This window comes from Paenibacillus sp. J22P15 (genome assembly GCF_056269345.1).
Genome location: NZ_JBWDNT010000011.1, coordinates 100,879 through 124,108, shown reverse-complemented (window position 1 = coordinate 124,108; position 23,230 = coordinate 100,879). Strand labels below are relative to the sequence as shown.

Genomic DNA, 23,230 nt, shown 5'->3' with positions numbered 1-23,230 from the left:
AATTTATGCTTTATCTCGTTTGGAGCGATCATAGGGATTAACCCTTGACCGCTCCTGTCGTCATTCCCGAAATAATATACTTCTGCCCAAGAAGGTAAATAATAAGAACTGGAATCAGTGCAATTGTGATGTAAGCACATACAAGAGCATAGTTATACGAGTACAGCTGCTGGAAGTTAAACACACCCATTGGCATCGTCCACATGGACGATTTGGGTACAAGGAAAAGTACGTTTCCGAAATCATTCCATATGCTCGTAAAGGTCAGAACGATATTCGTCGATACGACGGGCATTAATAACGGGAAAATCACCTGAAAGAACATTCGAATCGGTCCAGCCCCATCAACATTCGCCGCATCGTCTAATTCGCGTGGAACGCCATGAACGAAGCTATAGTAAATGAGAATCGTAAATGGAATTTGACTCGCTAAATCAACCATGATTAATCCAGAAAAATTGTTGCCCATATGCAAAATTTGAAGCAATTTAATGGCTGGTATAAATGAAAAGGGAGCAATCATCCCAGCGAGCAGATATTTATAAGTAAAGCTAGTGAAACGAGTTCGATGGCGTTGCATAATAAACGCGGAATATGAACATAAAATGACGGTCAAGAAAGTTACAGTCACAGAGACAAATAATCCGTTGGTTAGTCCTCTCCATATCTGTCCTTCATGGAATGCCGTTATAAAATTCTCGATATGAAATGTTGAAGGCAGCGTAAAATCCATAATTTTAGATTCAGCTTCGCTTTTCACCGAAGTGATTAATATGAGAAGAAATGGAACCATATAGATGAGAAAAACGATAACGGCTATGAAATAGGTACCAAGTTGTAGGATGTTTTTGCGATTACTCATCTTAATTCGACTCCGATCTTTTGCTAAAGGAATTAATCGCTAGCGCTACGATCGTAATAATGATGAATTGAATGACGCTAATTGCAGCAGGATAGCCTATCGATCCAGATGACATCGATTTAACCAGGTAGGTAGACATTACTTCGGTCGCATGTCCGGGGCCCCCACGAGTTAGGGCATAAATAATATCGAAGGCTTTTAACCCTGAAATAATGGATAATAGGATGCTAAGATTTAATGTAGATGAGATACTTGGCAGAGTGATATTAAAAAATTTCCTAAAAGCGCCAGCCCCATCGATTTCGGAGGATTCGATCAAATCCTGCGAAACGGATTGAAGCGCAGCTAAGATCAGCATCATAGACCAGCCAACGCCTAACCATACATCAACGCCAACAACAGAATACATGGCTATGGAGAAGCTTCCGAGCCAGTCATTCGCGATCGACGACAGTCCAATCGAGGTTAAGAAATTATTCAAGAAGCCATCGTAACTTAGAATATAATTAAAGATGAGCGCAACCATGATGACGCCGAACATAATCGGGATATAGATCAATGCGCGAAGAAATTGATTTCCCTTAAACTTCCTGTTCAGAAGAAGTGCAAGGAAAAGTCCGATAACCGTCTTCCCTACTGCGACGAGAATGGCGAATTTAAATTGATTCCAAATACTCAATAAGAAAGCTTCGCTATCACTGAACAGCGTCTTATAATTCTCGAACCCTACGAAATGAACCCCGGAAGTTTTGATACTTGCGTCTGTTAGCGAATAGAACAAGCCTATCGCTGCTGGCGAGATGTAAAAAACAGTGAAAATCAGTATGATTGGGATTAAGTAATATACTGGATATGTCTTTTTCTTGTAAGTGTCCTGCATTAGCTTCTCTTCCTCCATACTCTTAAAGGAGGAACTATACCTATTCGTTCATAGATATAGTTCCTATTCTTTATGCTATTGAAATTAAGGTTTAAAATCCTGGAATTTTTGCGATTTTTGCGTTTTTAGTATACATATCTTGATGTTTTTGCACAAATTCATCCGTTGTAATTTTTCCACCCAAGAGCTCCATATACGCTGCTACCAAATCGTCATATGGCATTGGGACAACGTAAGCGTCATCACCGTGTCTAGCGATCTTTCCAGTATTAACGAACGATTGGACTTCTTTCATCGCTTCAGGCATTTTATCCGATACATCGATATCTTTAAATGGGCTAATCCCTGGTGCTTGCTCCAAAGCAGATTGCGCCTGTTCCTTATCCGTAATAAAGCGCAACAAATCCTTCGCTTCTTCTGGATGTTTACTGCTCTTCGCGATGAATACTTGCGTTCCGCCATTTATCACAATCGTCTCTGATCCATCCTTATTTGGTAAAGGGAAGAATCCGATTTGAGCATTCGGGTCTTGCTTTAGAACTTCAGGAACAAAGAAACCTCCTTGGATGACCATCGCCACGTCGCCTTTAGCAAGGGCTTGCTGTTGTTTCTCATAGGTTCCTGTAAACAAGTCTTTGTTGAAATATCCTTTCTTCGCCCAATCCTCTACTTGTTTATATTGTTCTACAAAATCCGGGATGTCCTTCCATTGAATCTCGTTTTTATTCAACTTATCCCAAACCTGTGGATCTGCGCCGCCTAGAATACCGTTTACTGCGTTTCGATGCTGCAGAAGCGTCCAGCCGTCTTTTGCGGCGAAATAGAATGGCGTTTTGCCGGATGCTTTGATCGCTTCCAAATCTTTATTCAGCTCATCGATTGTTTTAGGAACAGAGAGCCCCAAGTCGGAGAACACTTTTTTGTTGTAGAATACGCCCCATGCCCCGAGCTGAGATGGGTAAGGGAATGCGTAGATCTTTCCATCTGAATATTTAAGGGAATTAAGAACGACATCGTTAACTCGGCTCTCGAAGCCCTCTCCGGATATCTCCAACAATTGGTTTGGAACATCATACTTCTGGTACGAACCGAAGAAGATATCAACATCTCCGTCGCCTGAAAGCTTCGCTTTGACAAGGTTGTCATACTGATCATCTTGTATTGCTTGAATGTCCACTTTGTTCCCTGTTTTTTGCTCCCATTTCGCGATTAAATCCTTAATGCCGCCTACAGCCAGTTGGCTTGCTGCTCCAATGTAACTAATCTTTACCGGTTCTTTCTTGTCCGGCACAGCAGCCGTTTCTCCCGCACTCGTTCCCGAATCCGATGAAGTTGCGGCATTGTTGGATGATCCTGCTCCACATCCCGCCAATGATACGACCATTAGACTCGACATGAGCAACAACCAGCTATTCTTTGCAAATCTGTTCATCTTATGACCCCCTATTTAGTTGATCTCAATGTTGTAGATTGAAATCTATAAGTTAAATATAATGCTAGCGCTTTAGTTATGAAATATAGAATTCTGACTATCAAATTTATATATTTTTGATTATAATGTGGTTGTTTAATTATTGTTTAATAACACGAATATTCCAATTCGAGGAGCAGAGATATGTTTCAAAAACTCAGATTGCAGAACAAACTCATGCTTACGATCATGATCGTGTTTTTCGTTATACTCCTCTCGTTCATGATATACCTTTATTCCTCCATGAAATCATCATTATTAAAAACGGAACTTGCCGGCTTAGTTCCAACAACGCAGAAAATTTCCGATCAAGTGGATATGTTATACAAACAGCTCGATTATGCTGCATTAGGATTTACTAACAATCAAGAGAATTTGGACGTCATGGTAGAGATTAGCGGCGCTGCGAACGAAAATGACAGTTACGTCGCGCTGTCTAGACTCGCTCACAATCTGAATGCGATCTATAACGTTGTCAATGATCTGTACAAAGTCGTCGTGTTTAATGCAGACAAACCTATTTTTTACTCCTATTTTAGAGCCGATAATGTTGTTAAACAAATCCCTGAGCCATATACAAACTCTACCAAAATGGCAGAGTTATTTAGAAATGGCAAGGTTGCCGTCCTGCCCCCGCATCTCGATGCTTGGACCACAACGCCAGAGTCTGTCATCTCCGTCGTTAGGAAATTTAGCACGCCCTATTCCACCGATTTCGGAATGGTCGAGATTCAACTTCCTTACCGAAGCTTAGAGCAGATTACAACCATTCATAGTCAATCCTTTGATAAGAAAATATACATTTTAAACGCGGACGGCGAAATCATTTTTCCGGTGTTGACGAATACGAGCGCAAATGACCTGAATACGCTGAAACAACTTAAACAACGTATACGAGAGAAAACGTTATGGAATGGCGCGCAGAAGCTAGATGGCGGTTCTTCACTGATTAGCGCATATACGTCAAACTACTTAAATTGGACGACAGTCCTAATGGATGACGGTGTGATGCTGCAGCAAAATTTACGCCACTATCGTCTAACCTTGTTGATGATCGGGCTGCTTATCTTGTTTGCCGTTGTTGTCATTTATTATTTTGCGATTGGTAAATTGATCAAACCGCTGTTAACACTGACGAAAACAGTTCGGTCTATAAGCTTGAATAATTTATCTTTTAGTCTTGTTATCGAAGAAAATCGTGATTATGATGAAATTAGGATATTGAATCGTTCCTTCGAACAGATGATTGATAAGCTCAAGCTTGCGATCAATACCGAATATGAGTCCCGGATCCGAAGCATCGAAGCGAATTATTCGGCGCTTCAAGCGCAAATCAATCCGCATTTTCTGTTTAACACGTTGAACGTGATAGCTGTTCATTGCGAAGAGACGGATTCCATGGTCGCAGCAGATATGTGCTACCGACTATCGGAGATGATGAGATACAGCGGCTCATCCTCTCGATCAACAGCTACATTGGCTGATGAGATTAAATATTCCATTTATTACCTAGAATTAATGAAACTTCATTATGATGAGAGCTTGTTGTATCAAGTGAGTATCCCGGATGAAATGACCCTACTCCACTTTCCCAAGCTCTCGCTTCAGCCTTTCGTAGAAAACGCAATAAATCATGGATTTGATACCTGTCTGCCCCCTTGGCATATAGAAATCGATGGTCAATTTCACGGACTATCCGATTGGTGCATCAGGATTAAGGATAACGGATCAGGATTTGCCGCCGTGCCTCTTGAAGAATTGCGAAATGCCATTTCAGCCTATAGGAATAATTTTATGGAAGGCAAGCTGGTCGCTAACCTGCAAGTGTCAGGCATGGGAATCTTGAATACGTATGCCCGATTGCTTACACAATTCGGTGAGGATTTTTATTACGATATTACCAATTTAGAGCCTAAAGGAAGCCAGATTGTCTTTGGTGTCAGATCAACTAAGGAAGGAAATGATATTTCATCATGATTAATGTCATCGTTGCAGAAGATAAACATCCAATACTTCGAAATTTAGTCAAGAAAATTGAAGGGTATAGCTCACAGCTCCATGTAGTTGGTGAAGCCTCAGATGGTTTGACCGCACTTGAAATGTGCCTTCGGCTTAAACCACATATCGTTTTTACGGATATTCGGATGCCGGGAATGGATGGGTTAGAGCTGATTAAGCAGCTCAAACAAGCATGTCCAGAAACGATATTCGTTATTATTAGCGGTTATAGTGATTTTGAATATGCTCGGCAAGCGATTCAACTAGGCGTTCAGGAATATGTACTAAAGCCTGTCACCCAACAAGCGATGGATGAGGTGTTGGACCGTGTAACGCATCTGGCACTATCACAATATGGTGCTACGGAGCAGCAATACATTTCTGATTTACTAAAAGGCAGACATATTTCGCCAGACCAGTATATTTTGGAACCCGAAAATAAAGCATACCGCGTATTAATTATCTGTGTGGGTTCCATATCTAAATTTCAAATTGATCTTGCGAATCCGTATCATGATGTCTGGTTTAAGTTTGACATGCCGCGATTTCTCGCCAATCATCGAGATATTCCTTACGATAATGCATGGGTATTTGATGGAGAAGCCATGAATGAGATTGTCGTCGTATTTCGGTGTGAGACAGAGAGTCCCTTCCCTACGGAATCGTTATACGATGCGTTTTACCAAGCTTTTAGTCAACAACAAGAGCATTTTTTTACTTTTGCAATGAGTAACCGTGTAGAGAAACTATGCAATTTGAAGCTTGAATATCAATTAACGAGGATGATACTAATCAATAATGCGGTCTTCGGAATGCCGAAGCTTATTCAAGTGAGTGACTATGCTTTGAATGCTCCGAATCTGATCGATCCGGATAAATCGTTTGATAAACAGAAGCTTCTATCCTTCATGAAAAATAATAATAAAGAAGCCTTTCAAAGCGAAATCAAGTTATGTCTAGCTGATTGGGAAAGGTCTACATTGTCGCAAGTAAGCATCGAGTTATGCTTAACGCATATGCTGCAATGCATGTGCCAAGCTATGCTGCAACAAAATATCGTGAGCCGCGATCTAAAATTAGAACTCGATGAAGTCATCTCGATTTCAAAAGATTATCCATCATTATTTCGAAATGTCTCCTTTCTATTCGAGAAGTTTTTCCATCACGCTAAAGGAAGTTTGGATTCTGGTTCAAATTCCGTGAAAAATGCAATTGAAATTGTGGAACAATATCTTCAGGACCATATGGCAGATGAACTTACTATCGCGGATATTGCGGATATGGTCAATTTTAATGTTTCATTTCTAAGCCGGGAGTTCAAGAAAATAAAAGGGATTTCTCCAATCGAATATTTAACGCAGCTTAGGATTGAAAAAGCGAAACGGCTCATATTGGAGCCATCTAATCATAAATTTAAAGACATCGGATATATGGTAGGCTATAGCAATCCTTATTACTTCAGCAAAGTATTCAAATTAGTGACCAGATTAACGCCATCTGAATATAAAAATGCATATGTGACGACAAATCTATAAGGTACAAAACAAGAAGCTGCTCCCACCTAAAACGGGAAGCAGCTTCTTATTAAAATGCGTCTTCATACTGGAATTCTAACCTCTGACTTGCATCTATAAGTATTTCTTGTTGTGACATATTCATGATTTGGATTTGACGCGGGAAGTCTTCTTCAGGCATTTTGTTGCCGCTGATCGTTACTTCGCTGCAACCTTGAAGAGATATCAATGTATCGTCACCAATCTGTCGATCCGTCATTTCAATCCCACCGTTCAATCTCAAGATATTTCTAGCTTGTACGGCATCCGACTTCATCATGTTATTATTTCGAAACATTAAATCTCTCGTGCTTTTTGCGTGTAGAAGTAGAGAATCCGTTAGTTGAAAGTAGTTATCTTCAATAAGAATATGTTCATGAACTGGTTGATTGACATCGACGCTGCTGTTTTCGGGCACGATGTAGAGCACGGGATGCTCTCTGCCCCCGCATTCGATAAATCGGTTTCTACGAATAGTAACATCATTCACCCTCCCGGATTCAAACCAGCTACTCGCGTCATTCGCAATCAGGATCCCGCTCATAACGATACGTTCGAACAGATTATCTTCAATTAAGATTTGTCCGGAACTGGTTGCAAGGATGCCGCGGGTTGGAATTCTGGAAAAATGATTGTTACGTATCTCGACATCCGGATTCCAAGTTACGTTTTCGATTACATCACCAGAGACAATGTTTTCAGGAACAGGTTTCTCCAAGGTTAGCAGCAGTTCGCGGGGACTAATTCGATGTACGGCAGTCACCTTATTCTTGTCAAATACAGCTAATGTTTTTTCTCTGACAAAGTGAATATCATCTCCAGGATAGAAACCATCTAAACCATAGGTTTGTGGATGCATAAAACGAACGATGACACGTTGTTTTTCCAGAACCTCAACAATTTGCAAGTGCGTACCGTGGACATTAATTGCATCATCGTGGGATCCCATGAACCTGCTATTTTCAATTTTGATCAGACCTCTACAACTTGAGAAATGCATAAGATCCGCGAAAGCGGCAGCAGTCCGTCCAGTTTCTGTGCGTGGTGATAGATCGATATTATCGAATGTAATATCCTCGCTAAATTGGCTCACAACGCCAAGACCATGCATAAAATGAATACTTACGTTCTTCCATGAAATATGGCGGCTTCTATGAATGAAAACCCCGACTTGATCTCGTATTCCGTCTCTGACTTGAAGAATTCTTCCTACCGGAACGGATGGCAGGTCAATGAAATGGAATCTTAAATGATTCGCAGCAATCTCCTCGACTTTACTCGCAGTCTCACACAAATTTTCAGCTCTCCAGGTCATATTGGAAGCTAGATCAACTTCCTGCATATATCCGTGAAGAAAACGCCAACCTGAGCCAATCCAGAATAAGCGATCTTGACAGATTTCATACCTCGAATCCGGATGGACCTGCATGTCGATATAATGATCACCTACGGCTAGAACAGTCATCTCCGCCATCGTTGGATTTGCAACATCAATCCGCAAATTTTGTATTGTGACAAACTCACAAGCTTCGAATGCAATCATGGTTTGTTTCCCATGATACATCAGCAACGAATCGTTTCCTTCTATGGTTAATTGTCGGTGGCGATCAAAGTAAAGCCCAATCGTCTTTGTAATATCCGATACTTCTTCCTCGCTAGCCGTATTCGAGATATTGTAGGGTACTCGTATGGCCTGATGAGAATAGATGTCATACCGCCCTTTAGGAAAATATAAAATAACGGGACCATTGACGCGTGAAGCAGCCTGGATGGCAAGGCGAATTGCCATTGTGGAATCTTTGCAAGAATCGGGTAGTGCACCGTAATCCATGACATTTATTGTAATCTTCTCGGCTTCTGTTACCAGATTGATGACACTCATGAAAATGCATCCTTTCACATTAAGATGAGTATTATTTTAATGTCTATCTGACAAGTAAATAAATACATAAGTTTTGCTTATTTCGTTATACTTTTTTGACTCGGGATCTAACATAGGTGTCTAAGATTGTTCTCTTGGCTTTCGATCCCCCTGGCGGTGATGGATGCACGAATTAGCGTGTCCGATCCGCAAAGGAATTTCACATTCTAAAATCTATAATACTATAGCAATCATACTAATCCAGCTTTTTCTGGTTAATGGTAACTTGGACGAAAGCAAAAAAGACGCCATCCCATTGATTCAGTATCAGACAAGTGGTAAAAATGACGTATAATACATGATATTATCGGTGTAAACTAAAAAGAGCCTTCGCCACTCCAACGGCAAAGACTCTAAGGACAGATGTCAAATACGCCGCGCTCTTGAAGGGTGGGCCATGGACAGTCGCATGGGATGAAGCTCCAAGGCGCTATGGCCATTTTCACGGTTAATCTAAAACGGATTTTGAAGCTAATGAAGTAAGAAAACAGCCATACAGGCATACTTAGATAATTAAATGTCGACCTTCATGCCTAAAAAATGGGAAAAGTTCGTCTTTTTTATTTGTGTCTCTTTACCACTAGGAAAAACTATAAGTTATTCAGCGGCCTCACTAAATGCAAGAAGTTTTTCTATCATTGGACAATTCGCCCTTTCTGTACTCGTCTTAATTGATGAGAGGGAAGAAGTAAGGAGGGGAGAAAATAGATATCCCCCCCCCATTTCATTACAAGCCCATCCTAAATCACGCTAAAGCAAACATAATTGCAGGTTTGTTTATTTCAGGATCGCTTTAGCTACGATTGCAAGGTCTTCGATATCAACCTTGCCGTCTTTATTGACATCCGCATTCACATTCCAACCCGCTTGACCTTGTTGTGTGCCATAAGCCGCTGCGACAATAGCCAAATCTCCAATCGAGACCTCGCCTTTACCATCGACATTTGCGTTTATCTTCTTGTTATTAAACGCTTGAATTGCTACTTCCAATGCGCCTTTCGCATTATCAACCTGCTGCTGAGAAGCATTCGAATCGTTTGCTGTCACATTAGCCGCATTGATAGCTGACTGTAATAGCGCTTTGGATCCAATCACATACTGACCGTCCGCATTGCCTTCCACTGCAGCATCGTACTTCGCTTGAGCACTTGTAATCAATGCATTTAGCAATGATTTATCCACGCTTTCCACGATTTGAATATCCTGGTTGCTTCCTTTGATCTGCAGTTCATGCCCCTGCGCGTTAGCAATCGCAACATTATTGAAAGAAATCGTCGTAGAGGTTGCCTGCGTTCCAGATTTGGCAGTAAATGCGAATGCAAGGACATCCCCTTGAGCATTCACTCCTTGATTTTCGTTCACGCTAGCAACCAAAATCCGGACTTGTCCCGGTACTGCTTCCTTTTGATCGATGATTTTAAAACCGTCTTTCAATGATGTAACCGATTCAAACTGTAAATGTGCCGGATCATAGTGAAGCGTCAAATCTTGAGCATACACTTGCTTGTATACACTATCCGTAACGCCAGTCAATCCCATCTTCAGATTGAATGCTTGGCCAGCGTTCACCTTAACTGGACCTGTAATAACCGATTGCGGCACTTCCACTGATTCAAGTAATACATTGATCTCAGCAGCTGATGCGTAACCACCAACGCCCGCTGTTGCTTCGAGCTTGACATATGATGCTTTTGTCGAAGTAAATGATGCGTATTTCTCCTTGTTATCGTTTACCCAATCTCCATTTGCAACCTTAGTGTAGGATACTCCATCCTCACTTACATACACGTTATAGCTTGTAATATTTCCGTTGTTGCCTGATTGCCTTGGTAAATAAGCGAGTCTATTGATTTGGTGGGTTCCTCCAAGATTTAAGATAATCGATTGGGGGAGAACGCCTGATTTATCCCACTTTGTATGCCAAAACGTTTGTGGGTTTCCATCTACTGCCAACGAGGCTGCATTGTTCTCGCTGGCAGTTTCCTGACTTGCCGCTGATGCCGTCATTTGTGACTGAGGAACACTATTACTAGCTACATTTATTGTCAAAGGACGACTTATAACGGTCACCCCGTCTAAAGTAATCTTTACCGCAACAGTTGCTATAAACCCTACGCCAAAATCACCTTTAACAATGATCGTGTTACTACCTTCAACAACAGATAACCTTGCATCGCTAAATTGATATTCTACAGCAGCCTTTGATAGATCGACCGTCTCTCCATTACTTAATATGCCATTAATAGTAGATACGATTGGATCATTCGGTTTAATTGTCGTTTTATTCAGAGTGAAGTCAATTTTCTCTAAATAAGGAGCCATGTAGATTTCCTTTTGCTCATTAACAAAAAGATACGTAACTTTGTCAATCGAACGTCCGTCTATTTGCACTCGGATGTTAATCTTCGCCATACCTTGTGAAACAGCGGTCAGCAGGTTGGATTCGTCCACCGTAATCACATCCTGGTTTTCGCTTGTTACTGTGATCTTCGCATCTTTAATATCAATCGGTTCACCCTTACCCGTAAAAGCCGCAATGTCATATTTTCCTGTAGTAGCATCAACCGGCTTATACTCATAATCGAATCGATCAAATAACCCGGACTTATCCACTCCGTTTATTGCCACTTCAAGTAAATCAATCGTTGGCCCGTTTGAACCATTTTCAAATTGTAATCTAACGTATTGAGCTCCCACTCCCGTGTTTAATACATATTGATTGTAGAATCCAAAATAAGCAGATCCCGTCGGGCCGTTAACGGTGCTGACATCATTCCAGTCCACGCCATCAGCGCTCGTTTGAATTTTTATTGTTTTTGGTGTATTGATATATCTTTGATCCAAAGAATTGAAGTTTAAATTGATACTGGAAATCTCAGAGATTGTCGGAAGCTTAAATTCAATCCAAGCCTTCTCATTTGCTGGTACCGACCATTTGGATTGATCAAATTGAGTTCCGTCAATTGTTTTTCCATCAACTAGTTGACTTACAGCATCTTGATCATGACTAGCTGTAATTTCAGCGGCTCCTGCAAGGTTTTCGTGTGGCAGCAGATCCATGAATACTTTATTTGTTGTAAATGTTTTACCGTCTAAAGTTACATCCGCCCACACAACTCCCCGTGTAGGTTTTTCTACGAACGGCGCAATAATTTCATCATCCTTGAAAGTAAACGTATTTACTTCTTGGATAGCCACGGGATTATATTTATCACCAGCTTTTAAATCAATAGTACCCCCATGCCATGTAATATCTGCTGTATCAAGCCCGATCGCTCCACCTTTAGCTGATCTGCCTTCTATTTCATAGCGTAGGCCTTTCAGTAAATTAAACTCACCATAGGCTTCTTTACCTTCAATCAACAAAGTTGCTCCAATCAAGCTCTCGCCAACATAAACGACTCCATCTTTAACGGATATTTTTAAGATGTCCTCTTTCGTTACACCCTCATAAGCAGCACTTACGGTGATGGATGTTGTTCCGTTTGATACCGGAGTCACAATTCCGTTAGTATCGACCGCAGCTATTGCTGGATCTGCACTACGATAAGTTAAATCTGAAAGCTGGGCTTTCAGCGCCGGAAATGTCATATATCCCTCAGCGTTGATTTTCAGCGATGAAGGCGTTAACTGCTCCCCTGTTGCATTTACATCAGTAAGTGTATAGTTACGTTCAGGATTGTCAGTTACTATCTTAATAATCGTATCAATCGGATCCTCTTGAACGTTAGCAAGATTGATAGTCAAGCTGTCCCCATTTTGTTCAAACGATGTGACTGGGACATTCTCGTTCAACCATGTCACGGATGTTACCTTATCTTTAACCGGACGAATGGTCAAAGATTTTCCTTCAATGGCGTCAAACCCTCTTTTGCTGTCTGGTCCTTTCATAATATGAAGATAAACATTGTTGTCTCTATACGTTGCGTATCCCCATTGTGGACCTGTCGTACTGTTAGGAAAAGCAAATTTTTCATAATTGCCTTTCCCATCGTCTTCGTAGCCATAGCCTGAGAGGAAATATGGCATTGTACCCGTTGTAGACTCATGTCTTTCCGGCTTTCCTGCAGGTGCAAACCATTTTACAAAACTTTCTCTAACATCTATGAATTCCTGCTCTGCTTTCGGATACCTTGTAGCAATATCCTGAACGGAATCCCAGAAAGGCCCCCGGCTGTCTACGGGCGTCTGATCATTATTGTCCACGTAGCCTCTGCCTGCATTCATTATCATTTCTTTTGCCACTTGCCGGAAATCGTCGCGTTTGCCGTAGTAGGGAGACAGCGCGTTTTTCGTCCGAATCATTTTCCACGGCTCCATCGGCGTCCGTTTCAACAGATGATTCGCCCCGGCATTGTGGTAAATGCCATCCGCTTCCGCTGTTCTTAGATCCGGGTCTCCGAACTCCTCGCCCCAAGCATTGGAATTGACGATAATTTCATCGCTATAATTGCGGATGTTGCTGTACATCACATCATAGTTGGCACTACGCATAGCTTGAGGACCGTCAAAATAAAGGTAGGCCGGATCATATCGCAATATGAGGTCCTCCACATTCTGCATAAACACATCCGTAGAATTATGCTGCAGGCCCCCGCCTTCGGTTGCGTAATAGATACCGAACTTCATGCCATGGCGTTTGACTGCCTCCTCAAAAGGCTTAATGGTGTCGATGAGCTTGCCGTTCTCATCCTTGGGTAAATGCTCATGTCGAGGATGTTTCGGATCTGCAAATTTAGACGGCCAAGTATAAATTTGTTGCAACGATTCAATCGAAACTAATGAATGGCCTTGACGTTTTGCTCTTTCTGCCCATAGATCTGCCGAGAAATTCGGATCCACAAAGTTGCTGTACGACGGGAAAGCATGAGTTAAAGCGCCCACGCGCCCTTCTTCAAACCATTTATTCGGTCGTTCCTTTACCGTAATCGTCATATTCTTTCTAGCTGTATTCCCATCAAGATCCTTTACTTGTACAGTAAAGTTATAATCACCTGGTTTAGTATTAATATCGATGATACCTTTACTGCTAGTTAAATCGACATTTCCGTTCACTAATCCATCTGCAATGGTACCATCTGCATTTAATTCCAAGCCGTCAGGCAGTTTGCCGTCTACGAGCGTCCACGTATAACCAGGCTGCCCACCGCTCGCCATAAATTGAAATGCCGATGCCGCGACGCCGTGTTGCTTAGCGGAAGTCGATTTATTCCATACATAAGGCCATTCCTTGTAACCAAATGGCATCGTATGGGTTGGAAGCGATGCTTCCAAGTCATCCTCGGTTGAAAGGCCTTGCGTGACAATTTTTAAAGTTTCAGCTTCGCCTTCGACCGAATGGATTAGTCCGCTTATTTTATTGCCGTTTTGATCCGCGACTCGGCCATAAAACCCGAGATAAGCCACGTTCTGATCTTTTCCTACCGGGATATTGTTGGCATTCACATCTTCTGTATAGGTATGCTTGATTTGAATCATCAGTTTATTCCAACCCTGCTTCAACAGGACTGCTTGTTTGGTCAAATCCTTTTGCACTTCTACTGGTACAGTCGGTGCGGTCAAAGTTTTATCGTTTACATAAATGCGATATGAACCGCTTGCGCCTACATTAAAATACGCTTGTTGTTCTACCGGACTGTATATGTACGTGTGAGCATACACATATTTGTTTTTAGTTTCGACACCTTTTTTCACATAATAATAACCATGTAAATCTTGATAATCATCATAGTTTCTGTTATAAATTCGATCATCAAAGTACTCCCACTTATTACTTTCACCGTCAGAACTTAATGAATCGCCAATATTAGGAGTAATCGCTGTCGTTGGCTCTACACCTGTCACTGCTGGATTGTTATAAACTTCTATTTCAGAAAGGCCGGTGATTGTTGGATAAGGTGTGCGTCCCTTATCTATTTCAACCTTCATTTGAACCACATTCTTCAATCCGGATGATAAAGCATAAACAGTTGGTTCGGATGAGTTAGAAGATGTACTTTTAACCTCTCCGGATTCAACTTTACTGCCGTCTTCAAGAGTAAACGTAAGATGATACCAATTGTTTACGTGACGCGAATCGCCCCATTGCGCTATTTTCACTTCATTGATTGCAATAGGTGTACTCCATTTTAGATTTACCCATGGGTTAGAGTCTCTTTCTGTCACCCATTGCTTTTTTTTGTCTCCATCCACTAAATTTGATACAGGGTTTACTGCAAGCGTTGACGACGATGCTGTTATTTCTGATGCCAACGGCGCATAATTCACGTTTTCTTCCACTTCAGTCCCGTAAATTTTGTCCACTACTGGCGCATCAAATGGACCAGATACCAGCCACGAATTTATAAATGGCGCATTACCTGCCACTTGCTGTGCACTTACTCTCGTGTTAGTGAATACAAACGTAAATGTTGTCATAATCATTGCAGCTGCCAATGTTACAGAAGTGATTTTTTTGAATCTTTTCATCATTTATTTCTTTCCTCCCAATTTCTGAATTTCTCCGCTTTTGAACGTAAAACAACTCAGATTGTGATAGCGCTTTCATAATCTCATGACAAGGTCGTTCTTAGTTGCGCATCCGGTGAGCGATAGGGTAGATACAAGTACTAATGAGATTGTCGATGTTAAAAGATATTTTAGTTTAAATATGTTTTATCCTCCTTATATTCACATGTACGCACTCAAACCGAACTCCTTAATAAGCTAACTTCTACAAAACCATTCTCCCGATAGGCGTCCCCCTTCTCTCTGATAGACTTCAATGTTGCATATTACAATTTCACAATAATTGATAAAACAAGTATTGCAAACATAAAAAAGTGTTTTTCTCTTTGATAAATCATCATTTCAGCTCTTTGAATAATAACACTTCTCCGAAATTATTAAATTTTAGAGAAAAATAACGATGGCTCTTGTATCCTTTTATGCTTTAACGGCTTCAAGGGTAATTCCATTGACAAAATACCATTGCAAAAAGGGATAAATCGGCCCTATCGAAAGTATGCAGGCAGCCATTCTGGCGCTTTCGCTTGGTAGTGTGCTCATTGCCATCTCAACCGATCTGGAAGCTTTCTCATTACTAAGAAAATACTGTATATTCGTCAGTAGCGATTGAAGCAAATATACCTTTGACCCTTAAGATGATCGTTACCTTATATGCGTTCAAAATCGATACAGCGCCGGATAATACAAACCGATAACCCGCGAGACCGAAATCTTTCGGGATAAGATGATACCCTTCTGCCAACAGCGATTTCTCACCCGTTAACGAAACGAATAGTACCATCAACATCGGAATAAGGCACATCGCGCAATAAACAATGAACATCAAATTGATCGCGAACTTTGGAAACACTCCTAATCTTCCCATTCATCGCTCACCAATTCATGCATGCACTTCTACACGAGAACCCGATTTTCCCGTTAAGCAAAAATAAGATCTCCCTTGGAGTAGGAAGACCTAAGTAGTAAAGCAACTTGCCCAAATGGATGAGGGGAAGCATATATCTCCCCCTTTTAACTACCAATACTTACTAGTGCGGTAAAACGATCAACACAACAATGTTCGATGTTATTTTATTGCAAGATTGCTTTAGCTACGATTGCAAGGTCAACAATATCCACCTTGCCGTCTTTATTTACATCTGCTTTCTCATTCCAGCCCGCCTGTTCTTGTTGTTTGCCGTAAGCCGCTGCAACAAGAGCCAAGTCTCCAATAGAAATATTTCCATCCCCATTGACATCCGCATTGATTTTCTTGGTGTCAAACACTTGAATGGCCGCTTCCAGTGCAGCTTTCGCACTATCCACCTGCTGCTGAGTAGCATTCGGATCGTTTGCTGACACTTTAGCTTCAGTGATTGCTGATTGCAGTGGCGCTTTGGATCCATTCACATACAAGCCGTGCTCATTGCCTTCCTCTGCTGCATCGTACTTGGCCTGAGCGCTTGTGATTAATGCATTCAAGAGCGACTTATCAACGGATTTACTAATTTGTATTTTGTGGGAGGATCCGTTAACCTTCAGTTCATTCCCCTGTCCGTTGGCAATCACAACATTGTCGACAGCAATTGTCGTTGCCTCCGTTGCAGATTTGGCTGTAAATTTGAAAGTCAACAAATCGCCTTGGGCAAGTACTCCTTGGCTTGCTTCCACGCTGGAAGCAATAATCCGAATTTGACCCGGTGCAATCTCCCTTTGGTCAATGACTTGGAATCCATCTTTAAGGGATGTAACCGAATCGAATTGCAAATTCGCTGGATTATAATGCAGAGTCAAATCTTGGGCATACACCGACTGGTATACACTTTGTGTTACGCTGGTCAATCCCATCTTCACATCAAATGTTTGACCAGCGTTCTCCTGCTGTAACCCTGTCAATGTAGACTGGGGATTTGAATTTATTGGATACAATAGCTTGAACCAGTTGAAATTAAATCCATCTGCAGTTGCCTGGAGCCTTATGGTATGCTTCCCGGCCGCCAGTGTAACCGTATCGGACACTGTTGACCAATTCCCCCAGCCTCCTGTACTCGGCAATGTCGTTGTCTTCTGCGGAACTCCGTCTACGATAAATGTGATGCCGGATCCTGCCGACTTATTGACAGCTACCCTGTATTGCAGAGTATAAGTTCCTGACGACGGAATATCGATATTACTGTATTCCATCCAAGAACCCGCACCAATCCATCCAAGACTCTGTCCGCCGCCAATGTCACCCGTATCCTCTTTCTTTACATTGTTCATAGAGGTATAGTTTTCCGCCTGAATAAAAGCTGGTGTATCAACAGTTACTCTAATGCTTGTTGTCAAAGGCGCGCTATTGGGATTTCCCACCCCAGTTGGCAAAGTTACAGCTCCATTTAAAGTGAAGGACTGTACAGTCTTTACTGTGGGATCATACTTTGAAGCATCTACATTCCATACAACATTAGCATTCAAGTTTTTCTGATCTGTAACCAATACTACTGTGGAAGGCAGTCCAAGGGCGTCCGCTGTCTTCGCCGTTCCGATTGTCACCTCTGTTATGTCAGCGGGCGGTGTGATGCTAACAAGCGTCATATCGCGCAATCCGCCCTTTGGCTTCAACTCATAGGAAGCATTTGTTTTGGTTGCAATTGTGTAAATGTCACCTAAAGCATTGGCACGCTTCGTTGCAGAAATCAGTGTGCCATCCTCATATACTTCCACTTCTTGATCTGGCCATGGGTTCAGAACGGAGAGATCTTTTCCTTTTTCACTTAATATTTTGACAAATGTCGTTTGACCAAACTCATTTTGATTGGCATCTACCAGAAATGCTCCTTTTGCGCGCAATCTTTTAAAGCTTGCTGCTTGATTATCGAACCAGTTCGCAAATATATTGAGAAAACCTTCATTGCTTTGCAATAACGAGTCTTGAATCACACCTAATAAGTTGGCGCCACCAATATCGCCGATCGTATTATTGCCTCGTAATCCCGACCAGTCACTTGGTTTTGGGTTAATCGAACCGATATTAAGCTGTTCGATAATTTCATTAATGTCATAGCCTAGACGCGTAGCGCTTGTTAATCGTCTTGCATTCCCAATGCCATTTTTCACGTTGAGATAGTTAATATATTTTTCCTTCTGGTCCGCAGGCGTGCTCATGCCGGCCGCATCATAATAATAAACGCTCTGAATAGTAACCGGATTGCCGTCAAAAGTAGGACCCGTATTTTGTTGGGTTCTACCCTCAACATCACTAATTGTTACTTTGCCATTATACAAAAACGTAGGTTGCGAGCTCATGTTGTCAATGATGTTCTGCCAGACCGGTATTTTATCCGTATCCACACCAAGCGCATTCGCTCCGTCGATTGCATTCTTCAAGATATAGACGCAAGCATCGATATCAAAAATCGCGTTTCTTCCGGGAGTGTTTTCATGCGTAGCGCCGTATACGACGTACTTGCCGTTCTCCAAAGTGACATAGTTCTCCCAGAAAATCGCTACCGATTTCATCATTGGATATAAATGATCTCTCAAGTATGCTTCATCCTGATTGTATTGCCACAATTTGACGAGCGGCATTAACACTGAGCTTGCATCCGCCGGTGAATTCCAGTAATCTCTTCGATCATTATTCTGCTCTGTCGAAGCACCCCAAGGACCAATATGGGTTGGAAATAGTGCTCCTCCACTAATACCCGTTGTAAAAGAATTCGGTCTGCCTGTCCCCTGAATGACCCAATTCAAATCTTGTACAGAATTGGAACGTCTTTGCGCCTCAGGCCAATAATCTTCCAGAACATTTACATAATTCTGAATGCCTTCTAATCTGTTTGCTGTAACAAGAGGATGAACTTGGCGCTGCATATCCGTATTTGTCGTGTAGTCTCCCTGCCATCCGGGAGTATCGGCCGCTGTCCATGGGAATAGCCCTGCAGAAAGGCCGCCATTATTCTCGCTTGATACGGAGGTAGCAGAGCCTAGCATGTACAGCAAGCCATAGTACATTCGTTCCACTTTCGCATCTTGAATGTCAATAAAAGACTTCAACCAATACTGTTTCCAATAATTGCGGTGAGCCTCGTTGGATGCCGCTAACGATTCTGCCGTACTTCTGGATTCCACCTTCGCCTTTGCCTGATCGATGATCTTGTCCTTCGTATTGATTTCGCCGTTTTGTTTGCCGCCTTCAACTGCTGATACTAAGGTGACCGTCTTATTGACTGGGAGCGTGAAGAAGGTTTTATTGGTTTTGGCATCTACATTTTTAACCACTGTATCGATATCGTCTATGAGTTTGGATGCCATCGATACATTCACGGTCCAGCCTTCCCATGTCCCTGTTCCGCTAACACGGCTGGATGCTTTACTAATACCTGCTTTAGAGGCAACCATCATTTTGTCGTCAACGGTTGCTGAAGTATTATCATTCGCCGTCCATGCCGCGATCTCCATAGGGATTGGCGAATCTGTCATGTTGGTGACTTCCGTTACAATGATATTTTCTTTAGCGGACAACCAGGTTTTCGTCTTAAACCCTTGCTCTGACTGCGCAAGTATTTCTGCATTCTTCATATCTTGTTCATAACGAAACTCAGAGGAAGCGGTAGAAGCAGTTTTTGGCTTCTCATATAATTCCAATCCATAGATTCTTACTGTCGTTCCAGTACCTTGCTCTGCTTTTGTAACCAATAGCCGGACATATCTTGTTTTAATCGAGCTACTCAGGTTTCTATCCGTTAATGCAGCCGTATTGCCAACAACGGCGTCTGCATCGATCCAATCTGTATCCGTAGATCCCTTCGGACTTGCTTGTGTTGAATATTGAAGCTTAAAATCTTTTGTATTTGATCCAGCACCTTCTCCACCTGCCTGAGCATGCTTGACAACCCAGCGGGAAATATCTGTCTCTTCGCCGAGATCGATCACAGCCCAATAGGTTGACGAATTGTTATTCGTTGCCATGGTTGAACACCATTTCGTATTGTCCAGTCCATCAACCAACTTCAGACCATCCTCATTACTATTCGTATACCCGAGTACAGAAACATTCTTTTTCAGGGCAAGATTTTCACCTTCGCTCTTCTTAATGGTTAAACCGCCGAAAGTCGTGTGCTGTTGGCCATCATTGGTAGAACGATCTTTCCACATATCGCTTCGAGAGATATAAATATTCTGTTCCTTGCGGTCGCCAGCCATAAACGCATATACCGTACCATTTCCAATCAAAGGCCCATCTGGACTGTAGCGAGTATTCCACGGAGTACCAAGCGCGGTATCCTTGGTATAAACCCCTTTGTAACTGTCTAATAATCCTGACAACTCTGTCCATTCATCCATAGTTTCTGTAGCGTAGGCCTTTGGCGTTACAATCGCACCGCTCATCACCAATGTTGATGCAGTGATGCAAGCTACCATGAAACCCGAAATGACTCGTTTCATTTTTAACATATAGAAAAATCTCCTCTCATATTTAACTGCAAAAATCTCATGCAATGGACTATACCTTGCAATCCCCCCCTTTCATCGAACAAATCAGCCGCATATAAATAGAACGCTTACATAATTGTTTGATAAGTTCCTTGAACGAGAGAAATAGATCCCCATTCAAGAAAGCAGCTTACCCATTTATCAAAATAACCCCTAAATTTGCTTCAAAATGGCCATCAGATCGAAACTAATGAACAGTTCGCCTCAAGCAGCCCCTCGGAGGATGCACGGATGAGGATTTCACCCGCTTCTTCCTTGGATTGAACAATAAGCAGGCAACTGCCGTTAAATACTTTTCTTCGATTCGCTTTATCAGGTTCGTGACTGCTTGGATTTCCGTTGCCTACACCCAAAATGTTCGCTTTCCCTTCCACAGTGAAATGCAATTCGTTATCCGCTGTAGGCACAACTCTTCCAAGAGCATCCACCACATTCGCCCTGAAGACGGCTACGTCGCAACCATCGGCTTCAATCTGAGTACGATCAGGCACTAATGTTACCGCATAAGGTTCATCCGTTGTTGCGATAACTTTTCTCGCTGCCTCCGTCAATCCGTTCCTGCCGATAGCCCTGAGTTCGCCCGGCGCATAGTTCACTTTCCATTCCAAATGTGAAGCGCGCGGCATCTCTTGATCACCCAAGCTCTTTCCATTCAGAAACAATTCTACGCGTTCGCAGTTGCTATATACCCATACATCAATGATCTGGCCTTCTTTACCGTGCCAATTCCAATGCGGCATAATATGTACGATCGACTCATCGGTCCAAGCCGACTTTAAATAGAAATAGTTATCTTTCGGAAAGCCGCACGTATCCATCACGCCAAAGTGAGAGTTGATGTTTGGCCATTCATAAGGCGTAGGCTCACCTCTGTAATCAAATCCTGTCCAAATGAACACGCCGGAAAGAAAAGGATTCTCTACGACATCACGCCATGCTTTCTCCACGGAGCAGCTCCATTCAGGAATGTGGATGCCGTATTCCGGACAATACCCTTGAACATCATCCCTTTCATAAATACCCCGGGTTACCGTACAGCTTGCACTTTCGCTACCGATCATCTTCCGAGAAGGGAATTGCTTATGGTCACGGATATCTTGATCTTCCCGCTGGCCATAGTTATAGCCGACAATATCGACTTCATCGCTATATCCGCCGTCATTCCACCCATGATTCATAGCGGCAAGCGTCGGTCTGGTCGCATCGATGCTGCGCGTGATCGAAGATAACGTTCTTAGCATACGCGAGCCCATGACGGTCCCTTCCAGAATTTCTTCATTTTCCATACTCCACAGGATGACGCACGGGTGATTGCGGCCGCGATATAGCATAAACTTCAAATCATCAATCCCGCTTGGCGAAATATCCAGCTTCCTGTTCTCTTCCACAACTAGCATTCCTAATTGGTCACAGAGATCTAGAAGCTCCGGGGTCGCCGGATGATGAGCGCTCCGATAGGCGTTGCATCCCATCTCTTTAAGCAATTTTATCTTGTAAGCAATCAGTTGATCGGGTAGCGCCACACCTACGCCTGCAAAATCCTGATGGTTGCATGTGCCTTTAATCGGATAAAGCTTCCCGTTCAGGTAGAATCCTGAATCCGCCGTAAATTCAATCGTACGAATACCGAAGTTCGTCCGGTAAGCGTCAAGCAGCCCTTCTTCGTCGTAGACTTCCGACATGACATAGTATAAGGAAGGCGATTCCGGTGACCAAAGCACGGGATGATCGATGCGAACAACCTGTTCGAACGTCCCCTTCCATTCAAATTGAATGTCCAAACTGCTAGAACTTTCCCCTACGAAATTTCCTTCTGCATCATAGATCTTCGATACAAGTGTGCAAGCTTTATCTGCAAAATACTCATTCTTCACGACCGTGACAATGGAAATTTTAGCTTGCTCTTCGCTAACCACAGGCGTCGTCACATACGTTCCGAACCGATCTACATGAAGCCGATCCGTTACCGTTAACCAAGTATGCCGATAGATGCCGGCCCCCTCATACCACCAGCCCTCATAATCAGACGCATCCACTTTGACCAAGACAACATTTTTGCCTTCGATGCCATAACGCACAATATCCGTAATGTCGTAGCCAAAGCCTGTGTACCCGCTTGCGTGCGTGCCCAGCATATGACCGTTCACCCAGACTGTACTGTTACGAAATACACCGTCAAACTCAAGCGTTAATTTCTTGCCTTCAAGCTCCTGCGGAATGTCGAACACTTTCCTATAGAACCCAACGTGGGCAGATAGATAGCCATGGCTTTTGTGGTGCTTGACTTTGCCTCCATCATTCACATATTCTCCCTCAACACACCAATCATGGGGCAAGCTAACCTTTTTCCACGCTTCGGGATCTATTTGCGAAGGTTCTCTTTCGTCAAAGTAGGCGATCTTCAGCCATTCTCCACCTTCAATATCCTCACAATCGGTGATGCCTCCCGCCATACCGCCCTTCACGGCATGCATGATCGGCAAATCTCCTTGATGGAACATCCAACCATTGTCGAAACTTTCCTTTAATCTATTAATATCAGCCATATTAACTCTCCTTCTATGATGTCAACACCTATTCC

At 42.5% G+C, this 23,230-nt stretch carries 10 protein-coding genes; 2 read left to right on the top strand and 8 right to left on the bottom strand.

The window, feature by feature from the left end; all coding sequences use genetic code 11:
• Positions 1 to 37: 37 nt before the first annotated feature.
• From AC0YN6_RS20655 to AC0YN6_RS20645, 3 genes are all read right to left on the bottom strand, one after another.
• Complete coding sequence (locus tag AC0YN6_RS20655) at positions 38 to 862, bottom strand: carbohydrate ABC transporter permease (protein ID WP_475749143.1); 825 nt, start codon at positions 860 to 862, stop codon at positions 38 to 40.
• A 1-nt stretch (position 863) separates the two neighbouring features.
• Complete coding sequence (locus AC0YN6_RS20650) at positions 864 to 1,742, bottom strand: carbohydrate ABC transporter permease (protein ID WP_475749142.1); 879 nt, start codon at positions 1,740 to 1,742, stop codon at positions 864 to 866.
• 91 nt (positions 1,743 to 1,833) lie between these two features.
• Positions 1,834 to 3,174, bottom strand: a complete 1,341-nt coding sequence (locus AC0YN6_RS20645) for an ABC transporter substrate-binding protein (protein WP_475749139.1) — start codon at positions 3,172 to 3,174, stop codon at positions 1,834 to 1,836.
• A gap of 183 nt (positions 3,175 to 3,357) precedes the next feature.
• Between AC0YN6_RS20645 and AC0YN6_RS20640 the strand changes: the two genes are divergently transcribed.
• Both AC0YN6_RS20640 and AC0YN6_RS20635 read left to right on the top strand, forming a co-directional pair.
• Positions 3,358 to 5,190, top strand: coding sequence for a sensor histidine kinase (locus AC0YN6_RS20640; protein ID WP_475749137.1), 1,833 nt, complete (start codon positions 3,358 to 3,360; stop codon positions 5,188 to 5,190).
• Positions 5,187 to 6,746, top strand: coding sequence for a response regulator transcription factor (locus AC0YN6_RS20635; protein ID WP_475749135.1), 1,560 nt, complete (start codon positions 5,187 to 5,189; stop codon positions 6,744 to 6,746). The genes AC0YN6_RS20640 and AC0YN6_RS20635 overlap by 4 nt, the downstream gene beginning before the upstream one ends.
• 49 nt (positions 6,747 to 6,795) lie before the next feature.
• Here AC0YN6_RS20635 and AC0YN6_RS20630 read toward each other — a convergent pair whose 3' ends face one another.
• The 5 genes from AC0YN6_RS20630 to galA form a co-directional block, all read right to left on the bottom strand.
• The gene (locus tag AC0YN6_RS20630; protein WP_475749133.1) at positions 6,796 to 8,646 is read right to left on the bottom strand and encodes an alpha-1,3-galactosidase-related protein; all 1,851 of its coding nucleotides are present in this window, start codon (positions 8,644 to 8,646) and stop codon (positions 6,796 to 6,798) included.
• An 816-nt stretch (positions 8,647 to 9,462) separates the two neighbouring features.
• Positions 9,463 to 15,156, bottom strand: a complete 5,694-nt coding sequence (locus AC0YN6_RS20625) for a discoidin domain-containing protein (RefSeq protein WP_475749132.1) — start codon at positions 15,154 to 15,156, stop codon at positions 9,463 to 9,465.
• Positions 15,157 to 15,766: 610 nt separating this feature from the next.
• Positions 15,767 to 16,057, bottom strand: coding sequence for a hypothetical protein (locus AC0YN6_RS20620; protein WP_475749131.1), 291 nt, complete (start codon positions 16,055 to 16,057; stop codon positions 15,767 to 15,769).
• Positions 16,058 to 16,263: 206 nt separating this feature from the next.
• Positions 16,264 to 20,610, bottom strand: coding sequence for a carbohydrate-binding protein (locus tag AC0YN6_RS20615; protein ID WP_475749130.1), 4,347 nt, complete (start codon positions 20,608 to 20,610; stop codon positions 16,264 to 16,266).
• Between the two features lie 215 nt (positions 20,611 to 20,825).
• Complete coding sequence (gene galA / locus AC0YN6_RS20610; RefSeq protein ID WP_475749129.1) at positions 20,826 to 23,195, bottom strand: beta-galactosidase GalA; 2,370 nt, start codon at positions 23,193 to 23,195, stop codon at positions 20,826 to 20,828.
• Positions 23,196 to 23,230: the final 35 nt, after the last annotated feature.

Excerpts from the sequence above, each read along its gene's own strand:
- AC0YN6_RS20635 (WP_475749135.1), top strand. The coding sequence starts at position 5,187 with ATGATTAATGTCATCGTTGCAGAAGATAAACATCCAATACTTCGAAAT.
- AC0YN6_RS20615 (WP_475749130.1), bottom strand. The coding sequence starts at position 20,610 with ATGTTAAAAATGAAACGAGTCATTTCGGGTTTCATGGTAGCTTGCATC.
- AC0YN6_RS20655 (WP_475749143.1), bottom strand. The coding sequence starts at position 862 with ATGAGTAATCGCAAAAACATCCTACAACTTGGTACCTATTTCATAGCC.
- AC0YN6_RS20625 (WP_475749132.1), bottom strand. The coding sequence starts at position 15,156 with ATGATGAAAAGATTCAAAAAAATCACTTCTGTAACATTGGCAGCTGCA.
- AC0YN6_RS20620 (WP_475749131.1), bottom strand. The coding sequence starts at position 16,057 with ATGGGAAGATTAGGAGTGTTTCCAAAGTTCGCGATCAATTTGATGTTC.
- AC0YN6_RS20640 (WP_475749137.1), top strand. The coding sequence starts at position 3,358 with ATGTTTCAAAAACTCAGATTGCAGAACAAACTCATGCTTACGATCATG.
- AC0YN6_RS20630 (WP_475749133.1), bottom strand. The coding sequence starts at position 8,646 with ATGAGTGTCATCAATCTGGTAACAGAAGCCGAGAAGATTACAATAAAT.
- AC0YN6_RS20650 (WP_475749142.1), bottom strand. The coding sequence starts at position 1,742 with ATGCAGGACACTTACAAGAAAAAGACATATCCAGTATATTACTTAATC.
- galA (WP_475749129.1), bottom strand. The coding sequence starts at position 23,195 with ATGGCTGATATTAATAGATTAAAGGAAAGTTTCGACAATGGTTGGATG.
- AC0YN6_RS20645 (WP_475749139.1), bottom strand. The coding sequence starts at position 3,174 with ATGAACAGATTTGCAAAGAATAGCTGGTTGTTGCTCATGTCGAGTCTA.